General features: G+C 58.5%; 14 protein-coding genes. 5 read left to right on the top strand and 9 right to left on the bottom strand.

Annotation, left to right across the window (positions count from 1 at the left end; genetic code table 11):
* Positions 1-3: 3 nt before the first annotated feature.
* From trpD to ACSKB9_RS14410, 6 genes are all read right to left on the bottom strand, one after another.
* A complete protein-coding gene (trpD, locus tag ACSKB9_RS14435) occupies positions 4-1,029 on the bottom strand; it encodes an anthranilate phosphoribosyltransferase (RefSeq protein WP_438073919.1) in 1,026 nt (341 codons plus the stop codon).
* 651 nt (positions 1,030-1,680) lie between these two features.
* Entirely contained in the window at positions 1,681-3,288 is a 1,608-nt protein-coding gene (locus ACSKB9_RS14430; protein ID WP_438073917.1) for an acyl-CoA carboxylase subunit beta, read from the bottom strand.
* A 1-nt stretch (position 3,289) separates the two neighbouring features.
* The gene (locus ACSKB9_RS14425) at positions 3,290-3,793 is read right to left on the bottom strand and encodes a biotin/lipoyl-containing protein (protein ID WP_438073916.1); all 504 of its coding nucleotides are present in this window, start codon (positions 3,791-3,793) and stop codon (positions 3,290-3,292) included.
* 1 nt (position 3,794) lies between these two features.
* Positions 3,795-5,264 (bottom strand): acetyl-CoA carboxylase biotin carboxylase subunit, encoded by a 1,470-nt coding sequence (locus tag ACSKB9_RS14420; protein ID WP_438073914.1) that lies wholly within the window; start codon positions 5,262-5,264, stop codon positions 3,795-3,797.
* Positions 5,265-6,160: 896 nt separating this feature from the next.
* Complete coding sequence (locus tag ACSKB9_RS14415) at positions 6,161-6,505, bottom strand: hypothetical protein (RefSeq protein ID WP_438073913.1); 345 nt, start codon at positions 6,503-6,505, stop codon at positions 6,161-6,163.
* Positions 6,506-7,941: 1,436 nt separating this feature from the next.
* Complete coding sequence (locus tag ACSKB9_RS14410; RefSeq protein WP_438073911.1) at positions 7,942-8,826, bottom strand: LysR family transcriptional regulator; 885 nt, start codon at positions 8,824-8,826, stop codon at positions 7,942-7,944.
* Positions 8,827-10,705: 1,879 nt separating this feature from the next.
* Between ACSKB9_RS14410 and ACSKB9_RS14405 the strand changes: the two genes are divergently transcribed.
* From ACSKB9_RS14405 to ACSKB9_RS14385, 5 genes are all read left to right on the top strand, one after another.
* A complete protein-coding gene (locus ACSKB9_RS14405; RefSeq protein ID WP_438073909.1) occupies positions 10,706-12,031 on the top strand; it encodes a DUF3422 family protein in 1,326 nt (441 codons plus the stop codon).
* Positions 12,032-13,202: 1,171 nt separating this feature from the next.
* On the top strand, positions 13,203-13,622 hold the full coding sequence (locus tag ACSKB9_RS14400) for a DUF7694 domain-containing protein (RefSeq protein ID WP_438073908.1): 420 nt from the start codon (positions 13,203-13,205) through the stop codon (positions 13,620-13,622).
* A 1,083-nt stretch (positions 13,623-14,705) separates the two neighbouring features.
* Complete coding sequence (gene istA, locus ACSKB9_RS14395; RefSeq protein WP_438080202.1) at positions 14,706-16,244, top strand: IS21 family transposase; 1,539 nt, start codon at positions 14,706-14,708, stop codon at positions 16,242-16,244.
* Positions 16,245-16,255: 11 nt separating this feature from the next.
* Positions 16,256-16,999 (top strand): IS21-like element helper ATPase IstB, encoded by a 744-nt coding sequence (istB, locus tag ACSKB9_RS14390; RefSeq protein WP_076828398.1) that lies wholly within the window; start codon positions 16,256-16,258, stop codon positions 16,997-16,999.
* Positions 17,000-17,419: 420 nt separating this feature from the next.
* Positions 17,420-17,878 (top strand): hypothetical protein, encoded by a 459-nt coding sequence (locus tag ACSKB9_RS14385; protein ID WP_438073906.1) that lies wholly within the window; start codon positions 17,420-17,422, stop codon positions 17,876-17,878.
* 54 nt (positions 17,879-17,932) lie between these two features.
* On the opposite strand, the gene ACSKB9_RS14380 is transcribed toward ACSKB9_RS14385, so the two are convergent.
* From ACSKB9_RS14380 to ACSKB9_RS14370, 3 genes are all read right to left on the bottom strand, one after another.
* Positions 17,933-18,271: a hypothetical protein gene (locus ACSKB9_RS14380; protein WP_438073904.1), complete on the bottom strand. Its 339-nt coding sequence runs from the start codon at positions 18,269-18,271 to the stop codon at positions 17,933-17,935.
* Between the two features lie 59 nt (positions 18,272-18,330).
* Positions 18,331-19,449 carry a branched-chain amino acid ABC transporter substrate-binding protein gene (locus ACSKB9_RS14375; RefSeq protein WP_438073902.1) on the bottom strand — a complete coding sequence of 373 codons (1,119 nt, stop codon included), beginning with the start codon at positions 19,447-19,449 and terminating at the stop codon, positions 18,331-18,333.
* Positions 19,450-21,386: 1,937 nt separating this feature from the next.
* Positions 21,387-22,187: a class I SAM-dependent methyltransferase gene (locus tag ACSKB9_RS14370; protein ID WP_438073900.1), complete on the bottom strand. Its 801-nt coding sequence runs from the start codon at positions 22,185-22,187 to the stop codon at positions 21,387-21,389.
* Positions 22,188-22,769 lie beyond the last annotated feature (582 nt).

Here is a 22,769-nt window from a genome sequence, read left to right as displayed (position 1 = left end):
CGGTCAGCTCGGCGGTCGAGCGTTGGAGACCGCGATTAGGTGCGCCAATCGCGCCGCCGCGGCACCGCTATCGAGCGATTTCTGCCCAAGCATGACGCCATCTTTCAATGTCGAGGCTCGGCCAGCCACAATTAATGCCGCGGCCGCATTCACAAGCGCGACGTCGCGGTAGGGGCCTGACGCGCCGTCAAGCACGCTTCGCAGTGCCACTGAATTGGCTTCGGCATTGCCGCCCTTCAGCGCCTCGGGGGCGCAACGAGCCAGTCCAGCTTCTTCCGGGGTCACTTCGAACGTACGGATCGTACCCGCCTCAAGGGCGGCAACGAAGGTAGGCCCCGTGAGGGTGATCTCGTCGAGGCCGTCCGAGCCATGCACGACCCAGGCCGATTCGGCATCAAGGTTCTTCAACACCTGCGCCAAGGGCTGCACCCATTGGGGTGAAAACACTCGAACGATCTGCCGCTTGACTCCGGCGGGATTGGAGAGCGGTCCGATTAGATTGAAGATGGTGCGGGCGCCAAGTGCGGTTCGGATCCGGCCAACGCGCTGCATCGCCGGATGATGAGTTGGCGCAAACATGAAACCGATGCCGGCTTCGTGCACACAGCGACCAACGTCTTCAGGGTCGAGGTCAATATTCACGCCGAGGCAGGCCAAGACGTCCGCGGCGCCTGATCGTGAGGATACCGCGCGGTTGCCATGCTTGGCGACGGGGACGCCTGCGCCGGCAACAATGAAGGATGCGCACGTCGATACGTTGACCGAGCATGAGGCGTCGCCGCCCGTGCCGACAATGTCTATAGGGTCGGATGGCGCACTCACTCGCAGCATTTTGCTCCGCATCGCGGAAGCCGCGCCGGTGACTTCTTCTACGGTTTCGCCACGCACCCGCATCGCCATCAACAGCCCGCCGATCTGCGAGGGCGTCGCCTGGCCCGACATCATGCTGTCGAAGGCAATAGCGGTTTCCTCGCGGGTCAACGTGGCGCCGGTAGCAACTTTGCTAATGATCGATCTAAGGACGTCCATCGCGCGCTATAGTGCTCCATACAGGCGGTAACTTCATCACGTCTTCAGTCATGGTTTTCTCAACCTCAGCGGGACTTGGTGGACCCGCCTTCGCCTTGTTCTGATCCTCAGGGGCTCGCCTTGCCGGACCGCGGGCTCACCATGAAATGCCAACATCCTCGGTTCGGCCATCGAGCCGAACGGGCGTCATCCATATCGGCATTGCCGGCGGAGCAACCGTCCCCTGGCGTAGCAGCACTGCTGTGAACTCTTGGCTTGATCCTAGGTTTGCGTTGCTAGCCTACAACTTGACGTTACGTGAGATTCAAGCCCCCATTCCACTCGGGTCCGACAAGCGTGATCCATTCGCTCCAATCCAATTCAGGCGGGGCGATGCAATACCAACTCATCGCGTTGCGAGAACCGATGCTGGACCAACTTTGAAATCCGATCCGGCTAAAGGAAGTTGTAAGCAATTCAACATGAGGAGAACGCCAGTTCGAATGGCAATAAGCCGCGTCTTCAACGTTGGCGACGCGGTTGACATTGCGTCAGATTCGGCGCTGAGGTTTGGAGCAGCGTCGTCCAAGGGGATGGCAGAACCTGTCATCAGTTAGCTCTGGTTCCCAAGGCAGCGGAGGACAGATCCATGCGACGTGTTGCATCCTGCTCCTACATTCGGAAGACGCCGTAATCCGGACCTGCGATCGGAGCGTTTAGTGATGCACTCAGCGCGATTGCGAGGGCGCTTCTGGTGTCGACGGGATCAAGAATGCCGTCGTCCCAGATTTCGGAAGTAGCATAGTAAGCGCCCGATCGCTCCCGATACTCCTCGAGAATCGGCTCGCGTATGGTTGCCAATTCCATGTCGGACAATCGGCCGCCTTCGCGGGCCAATTGTCTTGCCTTGACGTGAGTGAGCACACCGGCAGCTTGCTCGGCGCCCATCGCTGAAATCGTAGACTGCGGCCAGCTGAAGACAAAGCGAGGATCAAAAGCGCGTCCCGCCATAGCGTAAGTTCCTGCGCCATGAGAGCCGTTGCAAACGACGGTGAACTTGGGCACCGATGCACTGGATACGGCCATGATCAACTTGGCGCCATGCTTGGTGATGCCTTGCCGCTCGTATTCGCGACCCACCATGAATCCCGTGACATTCTGCAGGAAGAGAAGGGGCGTCCGGTTCTTGTCGCACAATTGGATAAAATGAGCGCCTTTAAGGGCACTATCTCCGAACAGCACACCATTATTCGCAAGAATCCCGACTTGGTATCCATGAAGCCGCGCAAAGCCGCACACCAGAGAGGTGCCATAGCGATGTTGGTATTCGTGGAAGCGGCTGCCATCGACAAGGCGAGCGATGATCTCTCGCATATCGAACTGCACTCGGGTATCTTTGGGAATGATACCGTACAGCTGAGATTGATCGTAGGCTGGGGGCTCCGGAGCGGCTTGGTCGATCCAGGTCTTCTCAGGACGATGGAAACGAGCGACGATGTCTCGGGCGATTGCAATCGCATGCATCTCGGAGCTTGCGAAATAATCGCTCGTGCCTGATACGGCGGTATGCATATTGGCGCCGCCAAGCTCTTCGACCGACACATTCTCGCCCGTGGCGGCCTTTACGACCGGTGGACCGCCGAGAAAAATCGCTCCTGTGCCTTCGACAACTATATTGTACTCGCTAAGTGCAGGCACGTAGGCGCCGCCAGCCGTGCAATGGCCCATGGCAATTGCGACTTGCGGAACTCCCATTTTGGAGAGAATGGATTGATTGCGGAGAATTCGACCCGCGTAGTAGCGATCCGCGAAGAACTCCGCTTGCAAAGGGAGGAAGCCACCCGCACAATCACACAGATGAACGACCGGCAGACGGTTCTCGATCGCTATGTCCAACGCTCGCACGATCTTCTTGACAGAGAGCGGATACCATGCGCCGCTTTTTACACTAGCGTCATCTGCGTGAACAATCACCTCGCGCCCCGCGACGATGCCGATGCCAACGACCTGCGCAGCGCCAGGCACCTCGCCGTCGTAGGCCTTGTTAGCGGCCAAGGTCGAAAGCTCGAGGAACGGGGTCTGTGGGTCGAGCAAGGCCTCAATCCGGTCCCGGACAAATAGCTTGTTTTGACGCCGCAATCGCTCCAGTTCTCGCTCGGCTCGGTGGAATCGAACAGCACGTTGTCGATCCTTCAATTCAGCAGCAAGCCGTTTGTTGTGCAGCTCGTTGTGACGGAAATCCTGCGAGTTGACGTCGACCACTGAAGCAATTCGCAGCATGTCAACGTCCTTCCTTCGAAAGCGTGACCAGCGCGGCGTCTCGCTCGAAGCTCTCGCCTTCATTGAAGTGAATTCGGTCGACCACGCCGTCCTGAGGAGAGCGTATAATGGTCTCCAGCTTCATGCTCTCGATCATCATAAGCGTCATGCCGGCGGTGACTGGTTGGCCGGGTGAGACCCTGGTCGTGACGACCACACCCGGCATTGGTGCGCGGGCCACTAAGGAACTTGCTTCTTGACTTACGGAAGCCAACGTTTCCAACGGATCGCGATAGCGCAACGTGCGTGTCCTGCCACGGATATGCACGTGAATCATGTCGCCGTCGATGACGAACCTGACCGGCTCGCTCTCGCCGGCAATAGTCAAGATGCCGCTACTATTGCTGTGATGGGCGAACCCGACCGGAGCAATCACTTGATCGCGCAAGTGAAGACGGTAGCCCTGCTGGGACGCTGAAAGCCATACCTGATGATCTACACCATCAAGCTCGAAGGAGTGATACACTTCAATTCCTCCAGTTACCCAGCACCGCGTGAAGCGGGGGCACGGCGTCGGCCGATTCGCGAACTGGCCTCGTCAGTAGAGCGGCTGAAGCGAGAAACGCGGATAAGCCGAAAGCAAAATTGTCCGTTGCGATGTGCGGATTGTCCTCAAGATATCCGCTATGGATCTCTCCTCCGAGGAATGCCTCGTCGGCAAGTATACGTGCGAGAAAGTTTGCATTTGTCTGGCAGCCGAGGAGAATCGTCTCCCGGATTGCGCGATGCGCCTTCAGCGCCGCCTCTATCCGTGTTGGAGCGTGCGCGATGATCTTGGCGAGCATGGGATCAAACGCTGCTGTAATTCTCTGGCCTTGCAAGATGCCGCTGTCGATCCGTACTCCATCGGGGTACTCGAGAAGTAGGACTTTGCCCGTGGTCGGAGCGTATCCACGTTCGGGTGCTTCCGCGTACAGTCTGATCTCGATTGCATGCCCATTCGACACGATATCTGACTGCGAAAATCCAAGCGCTCGGCCGGCGGCGGCATAGACCTGTTCGGCAACAAGATCGACGCCGGTGATCATCTCGGTCACGGGATGCTCAACCTGTAAGCGAGTATTCATCTCAAGAAAATAGAACTCTCCACCGCTGAAAATGAACTCTACGGTACCGGCATTCTGATAATTGGCGGCACGGGCGATACCAACGGCAGTCTCGCAGATCCGTTTTCGCAATTGGGGTGACAGTGCTGGCGAGGGCGTCTCCTCAATGATCTTCTGGAAGCGGCGCTGCACTGAGCACTCCCGCTCAAAGAGGTGGACGACGTTTCCAAAGGAGTCGCCGAGCACCTGCACCTCGATATGGCGCGGCTTTTCAATATAGCGTTCGACGTAAACGCGGCTATCCGCAAAATGCCGCTGGCCTTCACGGCGTGCTTGCTCAATCGCGTCTTCCAGATGATCAAGGTCGCGCACAATCCGCATGCCCTTGCCCCCACCGCCCCCTGACGGTTTCACAAGCAGGGGGGCACCAATAGCCCGCGCCCTAACAACAAACTCCTCAGGGTCATCTTCGTCGATCGCCGATGGAGCGACCGGAAAGCCGTTGGACTGAACGAATTTGCGGGCCCGGATCTTATCGCCCATCAGTTCTATAGTTTCGGGTGCCGGCCCGATGAATGTAATGCCGGCTTTCGTTACAGCCCTGGCAAACTCCGCATTCTCGGAGAGAAATCCGTAACCCGGATGCAGCGCGCCAGCGCGAGCCTTGTGCGCGGCGGCAATCATTTGCCCGACGTCCAGATAGGCTGCTACGGGTGAACGACCGCTGATCTCAATCGCGGTATCCGCCATGGAGATGGCAGGGGTGTGTGCATCGACCTCGTGGTAGATGACCGCAGAACGGAGCCCCAGCTTGCGTAGTGTCTTGACGATTCGTACGGCAATCTCGCCCCTGTTGGCGACTAAAACAGTATCAAAGGGTAGTGTGTACATCTGCTTCTGTCCGAACAACACCTGAGGAAGGCGTTCCGTAAGTGGCTATCGGTTTTGTGCGCCCCGGACTGCCTCCGTTAGCTCACCTGCTGGCATCCGAGATCCGGTATCTCCGCTCTTCGGTTCGGGCCGGGGAATAGGCCCAGCCCTTACCGGTTAAGGAACAGGTGGTTGTCCTATTTCAAATCCGCTTTGCTTTTGTCACTATCTCGGACTGATATTACGTACCGACATTGCTTACTCAAGCTCGCCTGCTTGGTTCTGAGGCAGGCGGTGATCGCGGCCCGATCAGGTATGTGGCTGCTACACAGACGAAATACGTCCTCCATGCAGGCCTCCTTTTCCTCGGTTGTAGGAGCTTGGTCGCGCGCCAGCGCCCACTCGGGACATAGAACTATCGTCGCTACAACGAAAACAGTTGCTAGTTGGTGGACCTTGAACAGCGAAGACCAATGTGCTCGTTGCGTTTGATTCATAATGTCCTCTGTGCGTTCTGTTATGCGGTGTTGTTATTCCTGCGCGGGGGGGCGATATGACCCACCGGAAACGGGTCGGAACCGAAAGGATCAGTGGCAGTTTGAAGCGCCTTTTGTGTCTGCTAACTCAACAGCGCGCTGCGTTAGTGGCCTGGATGCGACAATGTCGGCATGAGCCGTTGTTAAAGCCGAACCGCACTACCGAGCGTCCGGCAGCACTGCAGCTGAACTGACCGAGCAATTAAGTCGTTGGCTCCCAATGGCTGTGCAGTTTGCGTTCTCATTGCTGGGAATCTCAAGGTCTGCGGGTTTGTGACATGCCCGCAGCCTCCGGCCGGGAGTCAGCGGTTCGGCGAACGGCCGATGAGCCGTAGTCGCCTATACGAAATGATACTTGGAGGCGTGGTAGCGGTGAGGCGATCAAAAGCGGACGACGTTAGGTGTGTCGCCAAGATCGTACCCGACCGAGAATAGCAAGCCATCGAGGGGCGATGCGCCCGAACGATGGTCGGTGAAGAACTCTGGCTTATTATTCGGCTCGTTTGAAAAACCGGAGAGGCCACCCGCAATACGAGGTGTTCCATCCCTCATTGCAGCCCCGGAAGAGCCGAGGAGGGAACGGCATACCTCGAGTTTGACGCGTTCGTGGTCGTTCAGTGGAGATTTGCCGGTCGTGTTATCCAGTGCGCAGCGCAGTCCGAGTTCGGTAGAAGGTGTGAGAAACGAGACTGATTGTCGCGACGCAATCTTGGAACTGGGAGACATTTGCAATTTCCATTACCTGTCAGGAAGCGTCTCGTGTGTCCGAGGTGCTTCTCACTTGTCGAGGATCGTACAATCTCACGCTACGTACGATTCAAGTCCCTCGTTGAAGGGGCCTGTGAATATATATCAAGCTGGCAGGTCCGAGCGCATGCGCACGAATACAAGGCGATATCTTGCTGACTGACGATCTCCGTTCACGTCGATTGAGCCGCAAGCACGCATGATAGGCGGCAGCGCAGGCCTGCACTCGTTTGTGGGGTCAGGTCGGAGTACTTGTTTGACCCGCAATCAATTGCGCGTAGCGAGACCCGCCGCCGAGCCTTCGTCCTCGAACAATGCAAATGCAAATTGTGGTTGTTCAGCGGTTCGGTCAAAACGAGGCGGACTTGAACCTGGCGAGGCCTGTATGCAGCGTCCCCTGGTCTGTGCATATGCGTCGGGCGTTGGATAGCCGATGATCGCAAAGCGATGTTGCGTAGGCGGTGTTACGTACATATACGGAGAGCCGGTGTCGCATTCCTTTGATCTACGGATTGCATGCTGACGCCATGAACTTGAAAAGTAGACTTTACGATGCCAATCATTGGCGGAGTCGCGCGGAAGCAACGCGATCCAAAGCGGAATCCTTAGCGTTGGGCAAGTCAAGAGACAGGCTTCTCAAGATTTCCGAGGAATACGACAAGCTTGCTCGACGGGCCCAAGAGTGGCAATCGAGCGGAAACGACGACGAGCCAGAGTCTGGTCAACACTTCTAATGATCTTTGCTTCTTATGAAGGCAACTCGCCGCAAGAGATATGTACGCCATTTGGTGAAGACCTGCTGGTTCGATCAGATATCGGAGTTCCGGCGGTGCGCAACGAACTCGTCCCCGCCGAATCCGATCGGGCCGGCCATCGGTCAGATGAGAATGATCGGCAGCTTTAGTCAGGCATGACACTTGCTTGAGTACCAAGGAGCGTTGAGACGATCCGCTGCTGCGAGTTGTCGAGACAGTCCTTTGTCGCACCAACGCTCCAACTGACCCGACGCACATTGTCCCCCAGCAAGGTGCGTCGGGTTTCGATCTTCTCAGCCGTGGAGAACGCAAGTCGCTTGGAAACCGCCATTTTGGGGGCTATCGGCGAATCTCCGAGCGCAAAGTTGCAGCGCTTACACTCTTGTCGGACGCAGAGACCGCGCGCAAAGCCAAGTTGGGCCAGCTAGAGGTATTCGCCGCAACGCGGCGGCGTGGCAGCCGGACGCGCAGCTGAAGGCGAAGCCCGTTACGGAGATCTCGTAGATGATGAAACTGTCATTGCGGTTGAGTGCCTGTACGAGTTGATGCTGGAATAATTGGTCGGTTAGCCGCTCTTGGCGCCGCCGGCTCCACCGAATGCAATGCGCTCTGCTCGTTGTTGCCCGCTGGCTGCCATGATGCTGCCGGTCATCGACGATCTCAGACCCCCTTACCCAGTGCGCATTTGCCCGGTGGGTCGGGAATGTGGTCGTCAAATATTCCTTTAATCCGTTTCACAAGCTTCGTCGCAACGTCCCCTCGCAGTCCTGACCTAGCACATATGACAGCTCGGAGATCAGATAATTGAGGCAAATAGTAGTCGGGCGCTTCAATCAGGTCGTCCGGCACGGAGAAGGACGGCAGTGCGGTCAAACCGATGCCAAGACGTACGGCCGTCAGCCTCACCAAGTAGTCAGAGGTGTGAAGAACGACCTTGTAAGCCGATCCCATCCTGTCCAACGGGCCAGTCATCCAATCCTGGCCAGGAAGCGTTATTATTGGGATGGGAGCGCCCGGACTGAGAACAAAGTCGCGCGAGCGAACCCAGATCGCAGGGAATACTCGCTGCTCACACACAGTCTTTGCAAGTTCAGCATCGGCATGAGGAGCGAAAATGACGGCTACATCTATGTAGCCTTCGATCAAACCCTTACGGATGGCAGCAGATTGATCAACATGTATAGACAGATCCGAAAAAGTGCTCTTCCCGGCGCGCTCGAAAAGTCTTTGAGCAAAAAGGCCGCTTAAGCCGATGCGATAAACGGATGCGGTCCCATTACCTCCCAGCCTGAGCATCTGGTCGTTCGCGTTGAGTATTATCCGTGCCTGCTGGAGGGCAAGTTCGCCCAGGTCGGTGAAGGTGGTGCCGTTCGCGGTTTTGACAAACAGTTGCCCGCCAATTAGGCCCTGTAATCGCTTAACTTGGGCGCTGACGGCAGGCTGACTAAGTCCGAGCTTGGTCGCGGCTTTCGACAAGCTACCCGTCTCAGCGATGGCTACAATAGTGCGGATCGCCTCAATTGGAATGTTTAGTGCTCGGAGCATTATCTCGCGCGACGTGAAGACGAACCGTATCAGCCTCTAAAATTGTCGCTTCAGTATCATACGGCGCCAACAAAGCACGACCAGAGTGGCTGCTGACAAAAAAAGATATGTACGTAACGTACATATCGCGTCTTCAATCCGCCTGTTGGATCATACTGCGTCGTTTCGTCCGGATAGGACAAACATCACGCCTGCCTTCCGGTTGTCAAATCGAGCCAGGCCTATGCAAGCCAAGAGAGAGGACCTAATAAGGTCGCCGCGGGATGAGGGCTGTTCTCGCGCACCAGCTGGTCGTGGGGAAAATCGAACGTGAAATCGCGGATTGTCGTCGCCGTGATCAGGGCAAACGTGGTGCACCATTTGAACTTAGACGGACTGCCATGCAGGAGCCTAGTGGGTGCACTCGCGCAAGAGCTCCGCAGATCGAACTCTCGAGCTTGATCCTCAGTCCTATGCCAGCTACCGCAATCAAGGGCGGGGGCGCCGACTGCTCCTACTTGCGTAACGATCCCGGGTCTGCTCCGCATTGGACGTCGCCAAACTCGATAGGGCGTCGTAAGTCGTCTTGCCATGGAGCGGTTCAGCGGCACGTTACCAAGACTGGTTTCGGATTCGCCTTCCTGCCGGACCTTCTGCGGCGCCTGCCGTGCGCCGGCTTGCCTCTTCGATGACGCCAGCTCGATCACGATAATGCCACGACGAGCCAGCAGATCCCGGCCCAAAGGAGCGCATTAAGGAGAAGCGCAGCAAGCGGCCAGAAGTTCCAGGCTCTCTGCGGCTGTGGAGCGTCAGGCTCTGGCGTACGAGGGGCTTTGTCATTCTCGAACATGGCTTGTTTTGAAGCGCGCCAATGTGTCATCCATACACCTTCTTGCACTGCGCTAGTCGGGAGAGCCGGGCTAGGGTTATTGCAAATGAAGTCACCAAGCCGGACGAACATCTGCTCGATGCCGGCGATCATGGCTAAAGGACAGCAGCATACCGCCTCTCGGCTCGAACGTTTTCCATCGTGAGCAATCGGCATGCCATCTGCGAGAACTGCTGCGCGTCGCCTAAGATGGGAAAGCCATGTTTGCCGGCGCTGGTTGAGGAAGACGTCGGGTTCCTTACATCGACGTCTTTAACCGGTCATGGCCGGTACTAGGCAGCCGGCTCCAGCGGCCATACGGGGCGTTGCTTGAAAAGTGCTTATCTGCCGGTACGCTGTTTCGCGGCCCATCCCGCCCAGGGTCGCCAAACGTTGAGGAGGCGTCTAGCCCGTCGGTCATCGAGCAGTCCGCTCGATTGGTTTGCAATCATCAGACGCTGTGACTTTTGCCGGCTGGCGCCGGGGAAAGTCGGCGGGGATCGCAGCGCGCGGTGTTGTTCCAAACCTCACGTCAGTTTTTCTTTCGTCAGATGTTCAGCATCCTGTTGCAAGCCTCCTCTTGTCGGAATTTCCGAGGCCTTGGCAATGGCTAGACGCGGTTAGCTTGCTCAAGCAGGCAGCTCCGTATGCTGTACCGCGGTAAAAGCAGCGCGACGTCATGCCGGAAATCACGCCGCCGCCATCTAAGAAATCCACATGACAAAGAAACGCGTGTTCGCTGCTTCGGCGCTGGCCCAAATCCTGCAACGCGTTCGCGCGCCACCAGGATGGCGCTGTAACAGGATGGGGGGCGTATGTGAGCCTCGACGCGTCAATTGGCAATGCAGTATAGGGGGCGGTCTCAATTTGCCAGCCTTGATCGTGCTCTCGCAAGGCTTCGTCACGAGCTGAGTCGCCTCTGTATTGATCCTTGTGTCATTTCGATCTGCGGCCCCGCGCGCGCGCCCATTTCCTACCGCTCGTGTTGAGGCTCGCTGTTGCTTGTCACTCCTGAAGCGAGGGCGCCAGTACATGCTCGATGAATTGAACTTGCGAAGCTTCGCGCTGCATCCGCAACGCGACGCTGTGCTCAATGAAGTGCACGCGCGGCCTTTCACGCGTCTTGTCTCGCCGTTCAGCGTGATTCACTTCGCCTTTCTTGCGCAGGGTGAAGCGGCCGCCAGCGATCGCCACCGCTTTGTCGATTTCTGCCAGCAGAACAACCTTCCACCGCCCGAACCGTCGGCGAAACATCATCAGGTCGTGGTCGGGCCCGCCATGTTACGATGGGAGCAGCATTCGGAATTTGCGACATTCACCTGGATCTGGAGTGCAGCAAATGGTCCCGAGGCTCGCCAATTCGATGATGTCGATGATACGGTTCAATCGCTGATCCGGGCCTTGCGGCAGGCCGGACCATTACTGGTCGCAAACAAGTTGGAAGCGGAGCGGGGAACCTCGCCGATTAAACGTGCTGAACAGCTTTTTGACAAGAGCAGCCTTGCCATGGTCGCCACAAAGGGGGCCACGGGCGTTGTGGCCTCAGACTTTCGCGTGGACGCAAACGGCTTCTCCAGGATCCTTGTCTGCGACCTCGGGTTGACGCCGCATGATCTCGGCGCGTTGGTCCAGCGGGTCCTCGAAATCGAGACCTACCGTCCCTTGGCACTGCTCGGCCTGTCGGCTGCCCTTGAGCTTGCGCCGTCCGTCGATCGCATCGATCGCCGTCTTGTAGAGGCACTGGAAGAAATGCAGGGCTCAGAGGGGCTGCAATTCAACAACCATCTGCTTGCCGAACTGACGGCGCTGGCCGCTTCATTCGAAAGAGGTGCGACGGGCAGCCTGTTTCGCTTTGGAGCCAGTAGGGCTTACAATGAGCTGGTCCAATCGCGACTGTCCATCATCGAAGGCAGCGATGTCGCGGGGTATCCGACCTGGTCGTCCTTTTTGGCGCGCCGCATGGCGCCAGCGATGCGGACCTGCGCGACTGTGGAGGACCGTCAGGCGGGCCTGTCGGTCAAGCTGGCACGGGCCGCCGATCTGTTGCGAACCCGCGTCGATGTCGAGATCGAGCAGCAGAATCGTGACCTTCTGCACGCAATTAGCGAGCGTACGAGGCAGCAACTGCGCCTACAGTGCACGGTCGAGGGATTATCGGTCGCGGCGATAGGATACTATGTAGTCAGCCTGTTCAGTTACCTCGCCAAGGGGGCGCAAGACGTCGGACTGCGTGTAGATCCCTCTTTTCTAACCGCAATCTCCGTGCCAATTGCGGTCGGCGTGATCTGGATTGTGAGCTACAATGTTCGAAAGCGCCACCTCAAGCACGACAACGTGTCCCCCGTTGCCGGCGAGTGAATAGCGACGGTACGGCGACCTCACGAAGTTCTCAGACTCGTTTCAACCATCGCGCTGATTGAATCGTGTCCAAACTTGAGAACGTAGCGACGCGGAAACTGTCGAACACGACGGAGCACACGGCTGTTTATTAGGTGAGATAGCCGGCGTCTCTAACGTACCGGCGCGCTGTCCCGGCGCAGCCGCGCGCCGAGCGACCTATTAACCAGAGACCGGTCGCGGCGGCGAATGCGAGCTCGATCCCACTCAACGCAACATGTGGTCACATAGATGACTCATTGGCGTTGTTACAGGCTGCGGCGAACAGCAAGGGCTGAAGTGCCAAGTAGGATCCAAAATCTGACAACGGCGGCTTTGGGGTCCTCAATCGCTGAAGGCGCTGGTTCACCAGCAATAGTGGAGTGCACACTGACGGAAAATCGTCGATTCATCAGCGATCGGCAAAACTGGTGACGCAGCTACCTCATGGGCTGAAGCATTTTCACGAGCATGAACGCGTGCAGAAATATGCGACGGTCAGCAAGCGGCGCGAGTGACCGGCCGCGCTCGTCCGCTGCCGCGCCCCGGGCGGAGGCTCGCTTTCGCGCCAGCCTAGCCGATATCAATGAACAATAATCAATTGCTCCGAGCAATCTGCATGAGCTCGCTCATGACTGAGACGTCAGGGTTCATTCGAACTCGATGGCAGAGGAACGGCAGAAGCCCTCTTCGGTGCAGTTGAGCAATCCGTGCGAATCGCGGGGACCAAGTCATGCGTCGTGCGGCAGGCTGGGACGAAGTCGCGCGGGGCCAAAGAGAGGAGAGGCTGGATGCTGAAACCAAAGGGCAGGCCGACAAGGCTCTCGCGCCCAGATGCGAGCTGATGCGGGCGGACGTGATCCGTGCGATCCGGCGATGATGGATTGCGCATGCGCTGCCCGGCCGTGCCGCTGACACTGCTTAGTGGATCGCCGAAAGAGGCATGGATAGTTCGAAGGGGTTGCAGTGGAGGACAAGGGATGATCGACATCTGCGGCTTGCTCAGCGGATTGTTCGAAATGCAGCAGATAATTCAAGCTAGAGAATGGTGCCGGAACGTTGTGTCGAGGGCACAGCTGCCGCCGCTTAGTGAGTCGTGTGACAACGTTATTTACGTCGATTTCAAGGCTATTCGCGAGGCAAAGGAGGGGGAGTGCGTTCGCAGATATTAGAGAAACTGGAGGCGGGCCGAGTGCGACATGGCCGGTTCGCTAGCGCTCCGGGATCAGGTCCGTGTGGCCTATTCTTCGTACAAGGGCCTTGCGGCTGTGAGCTCAAGATCAGCGGACTTGTACGCCCCGGGTGGGAGCAAGTGTCCGTCTCGACCCCGCGGCGCTGCCCGAACTGGGAAGAGATGTCCTTTGTCAAAGACCTATTCTGGGATGAAGAGGAATGCGCGATGCAGCTGCATCCGCCTCATTCACGGTACGTGAACAACAGCCGGTACTGCCTGCATCTCTGGAAGCCAACTCATCAAGACATTCCGATGCCGCCGCCGAGCTTTGTAGGCGTCATTGGCCTTGGGCCATCTGAAGCTGCAATGTTGTTTGCGCGGATGAGCACGATGTCGTGATGGCCGAGATGACGCCGCGTCAGTGGAAGAATATCCGTGATCACTCAGGCCGCCGCCGCTCGCCTTTCTGCCTGGGGTTCGGAAGGGCAAGAGCAGCAACATGGCGCGGCGGGCGGGTCACAATGACGATGCTCAAGCCGTGCCGACGGCGGATGTCCCTGGGCCATCGTCTCCGACCGTGCACGGCACTCGGGCAGCGACCAGCGTGTCGTCAAACGCTTCGGGATCATCAGATGCCTTGGACTTGAGTGAGGAGGACTATGAACTGGTGAGGCCATTTTTGGCAGCCCGGGAAGGCCTCCACAGCGCGGTGCATTGCGGATATTGCCCCATCCGAAGGGTGCCTCGATGGTACTTTTCGCCGCCTATGGGCCTTCGCGTAGCCCATTAGAGGCGCGTGTGCTCCGCGCCACTTCGTCTTTTGCTGGGCTTACTCTCGGAGGCGACGGAGCGACACAATAGGAGAGGCTAGCGAGCAGCGGCGATGGCAAGACAATAGGCGACTCGCTGGTGCCAACATGAACGGGGCGGTTCGATTAGTCCGGCTTGCCATTCTGCTCGCGGGCGACGATCGCACCAGGCGCAGGTCTAGTTTACCCCTTGTGACCGCAATGTCGTTCGTGGTTATCGGCAACGCGTCGCCGCGACCCGCTGGCACGTATTGCCAAACAGTCTCTCCCCTCTACCAACGCGGCGATCGGGCATATCAACTGCAGCGTAGGCCGCCAAGCCATCCGGTCGCAACCCTGGGCGCGAAAGCAAGGCGCACCTCGGCGGCTCACTCGCTGCCGACGTTGAGATCATCGACTGTGGTCTACCTATTATTCAGACCCTCTGAGCGGCATATGCCGAAACTCCAGGCTCACGGAACCGACTAAGCTGCTGATTCCGCTCGATGTCGCCCACGATTCCGGAATGATCTCGCCCACCGTTCCGATTTGATGTCGCCCGCCATTCCGAGATGATCTCGCCCACCATTCCGGGATGATGTCGCCCGGGGTGACGAGGCCTCTTCTGGCTCCGATACGGTCCCGCCTTTCGGCTTTGCGAAGGGGGACCTGGATGCCGACGGAGAGGTTTGCGATGCGCCATGTGCGCGATGTGATCAGATTGAAGTCGGCCGGGATGCCGACCCGCGAGATTGCGCGGCGGGTGGGGACAGCCCCTTCGACGGTGCGGTTGACGATCCACCGGTTCGAGGCGGCGGGGCTGACCTGGCCATTGCCCGACGACATCACCGACGCTGCGCTGGAAGCCCGGCTGTTCGCCAGCGCGGGAGCCGGTCCCGGCGCCCGGCGGGGCCATCGCCGGCAGGCCGAGCCGGACTGGGCGGCGGTACACCGCGAACTCCGGCGCAAGCATGTGACGCTGTCGATCCTGTGGGACGAGTACATCGCGGGCGAACCCGGCGGGTATCGTTATTCGCGGTTCTGCGAGCTCTATCGCGCCTGGGAAGGCCGCCTGTCGGTGACGATGCGCCAGTCGCATACGGCCGGCGACAAGCTGTTCGTCGACTATGCCGGCGACGGCGTGCCGGTGGTAATCGACCGGTTCACCGGCGAGCGACGCGCCGCGCAGATCTTCGTCGCGGTGCTCGGCGCATCGAGCTTCACCTACGCGCAGGCGACCTGGACGCAGGGGCTCGCCGACTGGATCAGCGGCCACGTCGGCGCCTTCGAGGCGATCGGCGGCGTGCCGGCGCTGCTGGTGCCGGACAATACCAAGGTCGCAGTGATCAAGGCCTGCCGCTACGATCCGCAGATCAACCGCAGCTACGCCGACATGGCGGCGCATTACGGCACCGCCATTCTGCCGGCGAGGCCGCGACGGCCACGGGACAAGGCGAAGGTCGAACAGGCGGTCCTCATGGTCGAGCGCTGGCTGCTCGGGCGGCTGCGCCACCGCACCTTCCACAGCCTCGCCGAGGTCAACGCGGCGATCACCGAGCTAATGACCCGGCTCAACGAGGAGCGGCCGATCCGGCGGCTCGGCGTGACCCGCCGCAAGCTATTGGAGGAGATCGACCGGCCGGCGCTCAAGGACTTGCCGGAGAGCCCCTACGTGTTCGCCGAGTGGCGGATCTGCCGGGTCAGCATCGACTATCACGTCGAGGTCGAGGCGCATTACTACAGCGTCCCGCATCGCTTCGTCCGCGCCGAAGTCGAGGTGCGCTTCACCGCCCGCACCGTCGAGATTTTCCACAAGGGCGAGCGGATCGCCGCGCATCAGCGCATGAGCGGCAACCACAAGCACACCACCGTGCCGGAACACATGGCGTCCAGTCATCGGCGCTACGCCGGCTGGACCATCGAGCGCATTCGCAAGGAGGCCGCCACGATCGGGCCGGCCACCGCGGCGCTGTGCGACCTGATCCTCGATGAGCGGGCGCACCCCGAGCAGGGCTTCCGCGCTTGCCTCGGCATCATCCGGCTCGGCCAATCCTACGGGCAAGAGCGGCTCGATGCTGCCGCCATGCGGGCGATCGACATCGGCGCCCGCACCTACAGTTCGGTCAAATCGATCCTTGCCAACAATCTCGACCGGCGTCCTTCACCCAAGCGCCCCGCGGACAACGCGCCGGTCCTTCATCCCAACATCCGCGGGCCGCGCTACTACAATTAGGAGATCACGCCTTGCTCACGCATCCGACCCTCGATCAACTCCACGCGCTCGGCCTTCATGGCATGGCCAAGGCCTTTGCCGACATCGAAGCCGGCGGCGATGCCGCAAGCCTCGGCCATGCCGAATGGCTCGCGCTGCTGCTCGAACGCGAAGCCTCGCTGCGACGCGACAAGCGGCTATCGAAGCGGCTGCAATACGCCAAGCTGCGCCAGCAGGCTTGCGTCGAGGACATCGACTATCGCACCCCGCGCGGCCTCGACCGCAGTCTCCTGACGATGCTGGTCGAAGGCCAATGGATCGACGACCACGCCAACCTGCTGATCTGCGGACCTTCCGGCGTCGGCAAGAGCTGGCTCGCCTCGGCGCTCGGCAACAAGGCCTGCCGCGACAATCGCTCCGTGCTCTATCAGCGTGTCCCGCGGCTGTTCACCGATCTCGCTTTGGCGCGCGGCGACGGCCGCCACCCGCGGCTCCTGCGGGCGCTCGGCCGCATCGATCTGCTCATCCTCGACGACTGGGGCCTCGAGCCGCTCGACGCCGCAGCCCGCCACGACCTCCTCGAGATCCTCGAGGACCGCTACGGCCGCCGCTCCACCACCGTCACCAGCCAGCTGCCCGTCGATCAATGGCACGCGCTGATCGGCGATCCCACCTACGCCGATGCCGTCCTCGACCGCCTGGTCCACAACGCTCACCGGATCGATCTCAACGGCGAGAGCCTGCGGCGAACCCGCAAACCCGATCGAAAGGCCTGAGCCAGTGGCGCTGTGGACATGCCGCTGCGCTTGGACAACGCAAAGAGCGTTGCCCACATGCCCACAGCAGACCAACAGCAGACGAAGAAGGGCCTCAAGCCGCGATTCAAGTTGACCCCGCGGCTTCACCGATGCCAGAAACCAAACAGCCAGAACGCCTCGCGCCCCGGGCGACATCAAATCGGAATGGTGGGCGAGATCATCTCGGAATCCTGGGCGAGATCAAATCGGTACACCCGGGCGAGATCATCGGAATCCGCAGACTAAGCAATTCGTGCGCAAACGTAGAGCTTCAGCTTCATGGACGGGCTTGTCCCGCGCGAGCGCTTCAGGCACACTGTTCGTCATATTTAATTTGTGATGTTGCATGCGCTGGCCTTCTCCAGAAGCTCGCCTACCTTTAATTCGAACGCGGTGACCATGAACCTCCAGGTCACCATCTTGAAGCTTCTCGTTAGCTATCCGAATGGCGTGGCCTGCCTCGACGCTCTCAAGCGCGACATGGCCATTCTGGCCAAGAGCGGTAAGGACTGGTCCGAGCGCACCAGGCGACTTGCCGCCCGGGTACCTGATCTGAACATTTTTGCGATGAGGCTTGTCGAACGCGACGCGTTCGGCTGGCACCTCACGGAGAAGGGACGTGCCGTACTGGAATACATGGAGTGCCAGACCAGCGTGGCCGAGCCGTTGTCAGCCATCGGTGCAGATGCGCCGGAGTTTGCAAGCGCAGCTCGCGAAGTCCCACCGATTACGCCGAACGCGCGTCGGCGAACTCGAGGAAAATTGCGGCAGCGGCGTCACCCGCAGTCCGCACACGAGCTGTCATTTTGTCAGTCTGATCTGAACCACGATCGTGGATCCGAAACGGAGCGATCCTAAGGAGCCGGCTCAATCGCACATTGCGCCAGGTTCGAGTTTATTGCCTCCATAGTGTCACGCTCCGCCAATCCTATCGGACTCTACGCGCAGCTGGTCCGTGCCGATTTGAGAGCGTTCCCGAGAAAAACCAAACCTATGCGCCCGCCGCGGTGGCTTTACAGCGATGGCGGTCTTCAGGATGCCAAGCTGCTCGACCGCGAGCTTGGAAACCTCTGCTGGATCGCGAACGCCTGCGGCGGCAATCTTGAGAATCTTCTTTGCGACGAGTTCGGCGATGGGGTCGTTACGATCTACCAAACTAAGCGAGCGCAGAGTCTGTACGTAGGCCGAGTTTAGACGCTCAATTTCTTCCGAGTTTAGCTTGTTGCCCTGGAGAAATCGCCTGATCGGCATTTGATCACCGCCCCAACTCCGCCGTCACACACGAACGCCTTGTGTGGAGTTGAGACGCGTCAGGAACCCTTTGGGTTCACCTCAGCATAGCTGCCCTTATCGTCCCACTTATAAACGACATAGTCGAGTTGCCTGATGTCGCCCTTGGCGTCATATTCCAGCTTGCCGATCACGGTGTCCCAGGAACCTGCTTTGATCGCATCCATCACCTTCTTCGAATCGGTGGTGCCAGCCTCGGCCGCCGCCTGCGTCCACACCTGTATAGCAGCATAGGTGTAGAGCGTGTAGCCTTCAGGGTCGATGTTCCTGGCCCTGAATTTTTCGACGATCGCAGCCGCCGTCGGCTTTTTGCGTGGGTCGGGTCCGAATGTGAAGAGCGTGCCCGCGCCGGCGGTGCCGGTAATCGACGCATACTCCTTGTCAGCCAATGCGTCGCCTGACATCAGCACGGTCTTCACGCCTTGATCGCGCATCTGCCGTAGGATTAGCCCCGCTTCCTGATGATAGCCGCCGACATAGACAAGCTCGATATTGTCGCGCTTGAGACGCGAGACGATCGCGTTAAAGTCCTTGTCGCCCTTATTGTAAGACTCGTACATTTTCTCGATGATGCCGGCCTTGTTAAGGGCCTTCTTTGTCTCGTCGGCAAGGCCTTTGCCGTAGGTGGTCTTATCGTTGAGGATCGCGATATTCTTGCCCTTGAAGTTCTTCGTGATGTACTGGGCAGCGACCAGACCCTGCTGGTCGTCCCGGCCGCAAACGCGCGCCACGTTCCACAGCTTCCGGTCAGTGAACAGTGGGTTGGTTGAAGCCGGCGTAATCTGCAGCACGCCGCCATCGGCATAGGCTTCCGATGCTGGGATCGACGACGAAGAGCAAAAGTGCCCGGCGACGAACGGGATTTTGGCGTTGGCAATCTTTTCCGCGACCGAGCGCGCCTGCTTGGGGTCGCAGGCATCGTCCTCGACGTCGAGTGCGAGCTTCTTGCCGAGCACACCGCCGGAAGCATTGATCTGGTCCACCGCCATCTCGGCGCCATTCTTCATCTGCCGGCCGAATGCGGATTCGCCGCCAGTAATTGGCCCGGCTACGGCAATGGTGATGTCGTCCGCGAATGCCGCTGTGGAGAGCACGAAAGATGCGCCTAGCGCCAGGCCGATCAGCTTGAATGATTTCATGGGATGGTCCTCACAAAGTGAAGGAAAAGGCGAGCAGGCTTAAGCCGAGCAGCACAAGCCCCGCCGCGATCAGTGCCAAAAAGCTATTGGAGACAAGGTCACGATGACGCATCTAACCAAACTCGATGTGCCGAGGATTGGGCTCCCCTTTTGGGTCGACGCGAGAGAGGTGTGGCCTACGCCGCGTGACGCCTGAAAAACACGGAATCGAGATGCACGCGCAAGGGAGAGCGGTACCCGTGCAAGGGGTGGTAGCTTACAATGCGTTCGACTTGTCTCTCCCTTGTTGAGCACGATCGATCCCCGCAAGCTAACGCGCATGGTTGCCCGCTCTGAACACTAGACGAATTGCAGGCTTCTAACAGCAATACGTCTGTCCGCACCGTACAAAACTTGTCGTTTCCTGTGCCCGAAAACCTTGTAGGAGTTGCCTTATGCCCGTTAGCTCGAGGTGCGTTCTTCGAGAGAGCGTGCCAGCAATCCAGACGTTAGGGTGTGAATAGCGCGATTGCCAGTTGCACACGGGCAGAGAATTCAGAAGATGTGTTCGTGGTCTTGAATGTGAGACGTTGAGGGGGAATTACTTTGAAACGAATAGCAATCCTCGTATTGGTCCTGGTCTGCTCGACATCCTTTGTGCAGGCGAGAGGCGGCGGCCACGGCGGGCGGGTCTCGTACGGAGGAGGTCACCACACCTCCAGCCACGGCGGTTCCTACTTGGGCGGAATAGGATCGTCTCACAGAGGAGGCACATATCGGAACCCAAGCACGGGAAATCAGTACGGGACGCACAAATAGGTCTCGTCTAACCCGGCACCGGATTTCAGTGCTTGGCACATTGGCGGGGCGGACGAGACACTATCGACCTAGGCGGAACTCTGGCCACCAACAGCGTTGCGCTCAGCCATCGCTGGTACTCCAGGCTAGCGGCTTGCTGAAGGCCGCTTTGCAATCGCCGCGATGGCGTCTGGCGGGCAAGGGACACTTGGATGTGTCGCTATCGCAACGTCATTGGCTTTCGAACCATTTCTGACTTCACAGGGGAATGCATCCTGGGTTATGGCAGACCCACGGCACAGGGTTTCGTATTGAGTGATCTACGAAGCTGCTATTGACGTGCCGTTCGATTGCTTCATACAGGAGATGCTGCCCAATGCCGACGCGCGTAACAGCTTACGCAACGGTAGTCGGCTGGACGGCCGTCGCAGCCGTGATCCTGCTATATCTGATCTTTAGCCCCAGCTAGCCAGGACAGCTGATTGGATCGATCCGATTTGGCATGCGCTCACCGCATGCCTTCGGTACGCTCCGATGCAATGCCCTTAGCTCCAATGTACTGACACGCCCCCTGGGGTCCCGTGTCCACGCCTAGCGTTGTAGGAAATGGGTCTTGATTTTCAGCTTACACCTAGAAGCCAAGCTACTTCTTGCCGATAGACCGTTGCTCCGTGGCTCTGCCCTCGGAGGCATTCGGCTGCCACACAATAGTGCGAGTGAGGAGAATTCTTTCCATGCGTAAGCCTCCGGCGAGGGCTGCTCCCGGATTGTGCCGGAGCATGAGATGATCTGCATAATAAGTTGCAAGCAAATGAGCCACGTGATGACGGTTACGGTTCTGTCCGGTTTAGAGAGGCGAGCCGGTGAACGACAGCCGAGAAGCTTCGGATCGTGGTGGAGAATCTTGCGCCTGGGGCCGGTGTTGTCGAGGTTTCTCGACGATATGAGTTCTCCGCAACTTGGTTACGGCTTGGGGGCGGCAAGCCCGCACGGGCATCCTCGCTTTCGAACTAGGGGCCGATGCAACGGCAAGCTGACGAAGTCGGTTTTGCGGCGGTCGCCATTGCGCCAGACCGCTCCATGAAAATCCATACGACAACTTTTGCTAGTTGCGCTCTTCGCCCGAAACGCGTTCGATGACAACCAGCTCTTTAGTCCGTTCAACGGAAGTGCCCCTCGGCCCCGCTCGTCAGTAGACAGGCGGCCTGTTGCCCCGAATAAGATATCCAATCGACACCATAGTTGGTCTCACGGATGAATTCGTCGAAAGCCAATCTTTCATGCTTCTCGAACCCTACGTAGTTGAAATATTCGTCAAACACGATAACGCATCCCGGACGAATCTGAGACTTGAGCCCCGTAAAGATGCTTCTCGTACTGGAATATATGTCGCAATCGACGTGGATGAACGCAACGGGCAGCTCGCGCCGAGCAAACCCCGGAATCGTCTCGTCAAACAGGCCAACAATAAGCTCTACGTTCTCCGGAACGTCAGGGGCTTTGCCTCCACGATCAAAGTCCACTGGAAGGTATCCATTCCAGCGCTCCGGAAGGCCATTAAAACTATCGAAGCCATAAAACTGTCGCTCTGGAAATCGCTCGGCCATGGCGCCGATAGTGTAACCGCTGTAGACGCCGAACTCGAGGGCAACACCCGTACCTGCTTTTGACAAGGCATCAAACCTGAACTCATCATGATCGGCAAAAAACACAGCGCCCGCCATTTCTGTGCGGATTATCTCGATGGCTTGTTCCTGCGCAATCGCAGACAAAGTTCGAAACAAGCTATGGTTTGTTCTGGGGAGCCCGTACATTTCTGCAGCGGTTACAAGTTTGCGCAGGTGTTCATTTGCAATGTCCTGCTTGTTAAGCATTGTCGACAAAGCATTGGCGACCTCGCTGGAGGAACTTGCTAGCCGATCAATTGCGGCTAATAAGCGATCATCAACCGCGTTTTCCATCGCGTCATTCCGTTTGACTATACAAAGATCAATTGCTCGCGCCGATCCCCGACGAATTTTATTCCACGAACTGCATTTGCACGGGAGTTTGAATAAGAGGCGCAAACGGCAAAGAGCTAAACGTCGGAATTTTTCGGCATCGTGGCCTTTCATCGATTAGCGGGCAACGTTAAGAAGCTTCGGTACCAACGTCTGGAACGTGTCATTGTTCGTCTTTTGGTCAGCCCCCTTATCTCAAACGACCACTCGGGCTTGAGACGGCTCCGCGAGAGGAGCGGGCACGGAGCGGAACCTGCTGGGTGTGCCGTTCACAGCGATCGTGCATGACAGCGAGCCGCAATGTGCGAGCGAAACGTGCCAAGGATCGAGCTTGATTCTGATCGGAGAACCAGCGGATCTGCTGTGCGAGATGGAGGTGTCGAAACGATCGTGCATGAAGGTCGGTGCATTGGAATCATTAGCTCCATTTGAGCTCTGCTATCGCATCCAGCTTGTTAGGGACCCTCCATCTCAGTCAACTACTAGACAAGCTAGTTGACGAGGGCGCTGCGGTGCATTCGGGTGGCTGGTGGATTAGGGCTT

Origin of the sequence: Bradyrhizobium sp. BR 1433 (assembly GCF_051547665.1) — a bacterium.
In the GTDB taxonomy this organism is placed as follows: Bacteria; Pseudomonadota; Alphaproteobacteria; order Rhizobiales; family Xanthobacteraceae; genus Bradyrhizobium; species Bradyrhizobium australafricanum.
This window is presented reverse-complemented; position numbering and strand designations above follow the sequence as displayed.

Excerpts from the sequence above, each read along its gene's own strand:
- ACSKB9_RS14385 (WP_438073906.1), top strand. The coding sequence starts at position 17,420 with ATGAACCTCCAGGTCACCATCTTGAAGCTTCTCGTTAGCTATCCGAAT.
- ACSKB9_RS14380 (WP_438073904.1), bottom strand. The coding sequence starts at position 18,271 with ATGCCGATCAGGCGATTTCTCCAGGGCAACAAGCTAAACTCGGAAGAA.
- trpD (WP_438073919.1), bottom strand. The coding sequence starts at position 1,029 with ATGGACGTCCTTAGATCGATCATTAGCAAAGTTGCTACCGGCGCCACG.
- ACSKB9_RS14415 (WP_438073913.1), bottom strand. The coding sequence starts at position 6,505 with ATGTCTCCCAGTTCCAAGATTGCGTCGCGACAATCAGTCTCGTTTCTC.
- ACSKB9_RS14410 (WP_438073911.1), bottom strand. The coding sequence starts at position 8,826 with ATGCTCCGAGCACTAAACATTCCAATTGAGGCGATCCGCACTATTGTA.
- ACSKB9_RS14430 (WP_438073917.1), bottom strand. The coding sequence starts at position 3,288 with ATGCTGCGAATTGCTTCAGTGGTCGACGTCAACTCGCAGGATTTCCGT.
- ACSKB9_RS14370 (WP_438073900.1), bottom strand. The coding sequence starts at position 22,187 with ATGGAAAACGCGGTTGATGATCGCTTATTAGCCGCAATTGATCGGCTA.
- istA (WP_438080202.1), top strand. The coding sequence starts at position 14,706 with ATGCGCCATGTGCGCGATGTGATCAGATTGAAGTCGGCCGGGATGCCG.
- ACSKB9_RS14375 (WP_438073902.1), bottom strand. The coding sequence starts at position 19,449 with ATGAAATCATTCAAGCTGATCGGCCTGGCGCTAGGCGCATCTTTCGTG.
- ACSKB9_RS14405 (WP_438073909.1), top strand. The coding sequence starts at position 10,706 with ATGCTCGATGAATTGAACTTGCGAAGCTTCGCGCTGCATCCGCAACGC.
- ACSKB9_RS14420 (WP_438073914.1), bottom strand. The coding sequence starts at position 5,264 with ATGTACACACTACCCTTTGATACTGTTTTAGTCGCCAACAGGGGCGAG.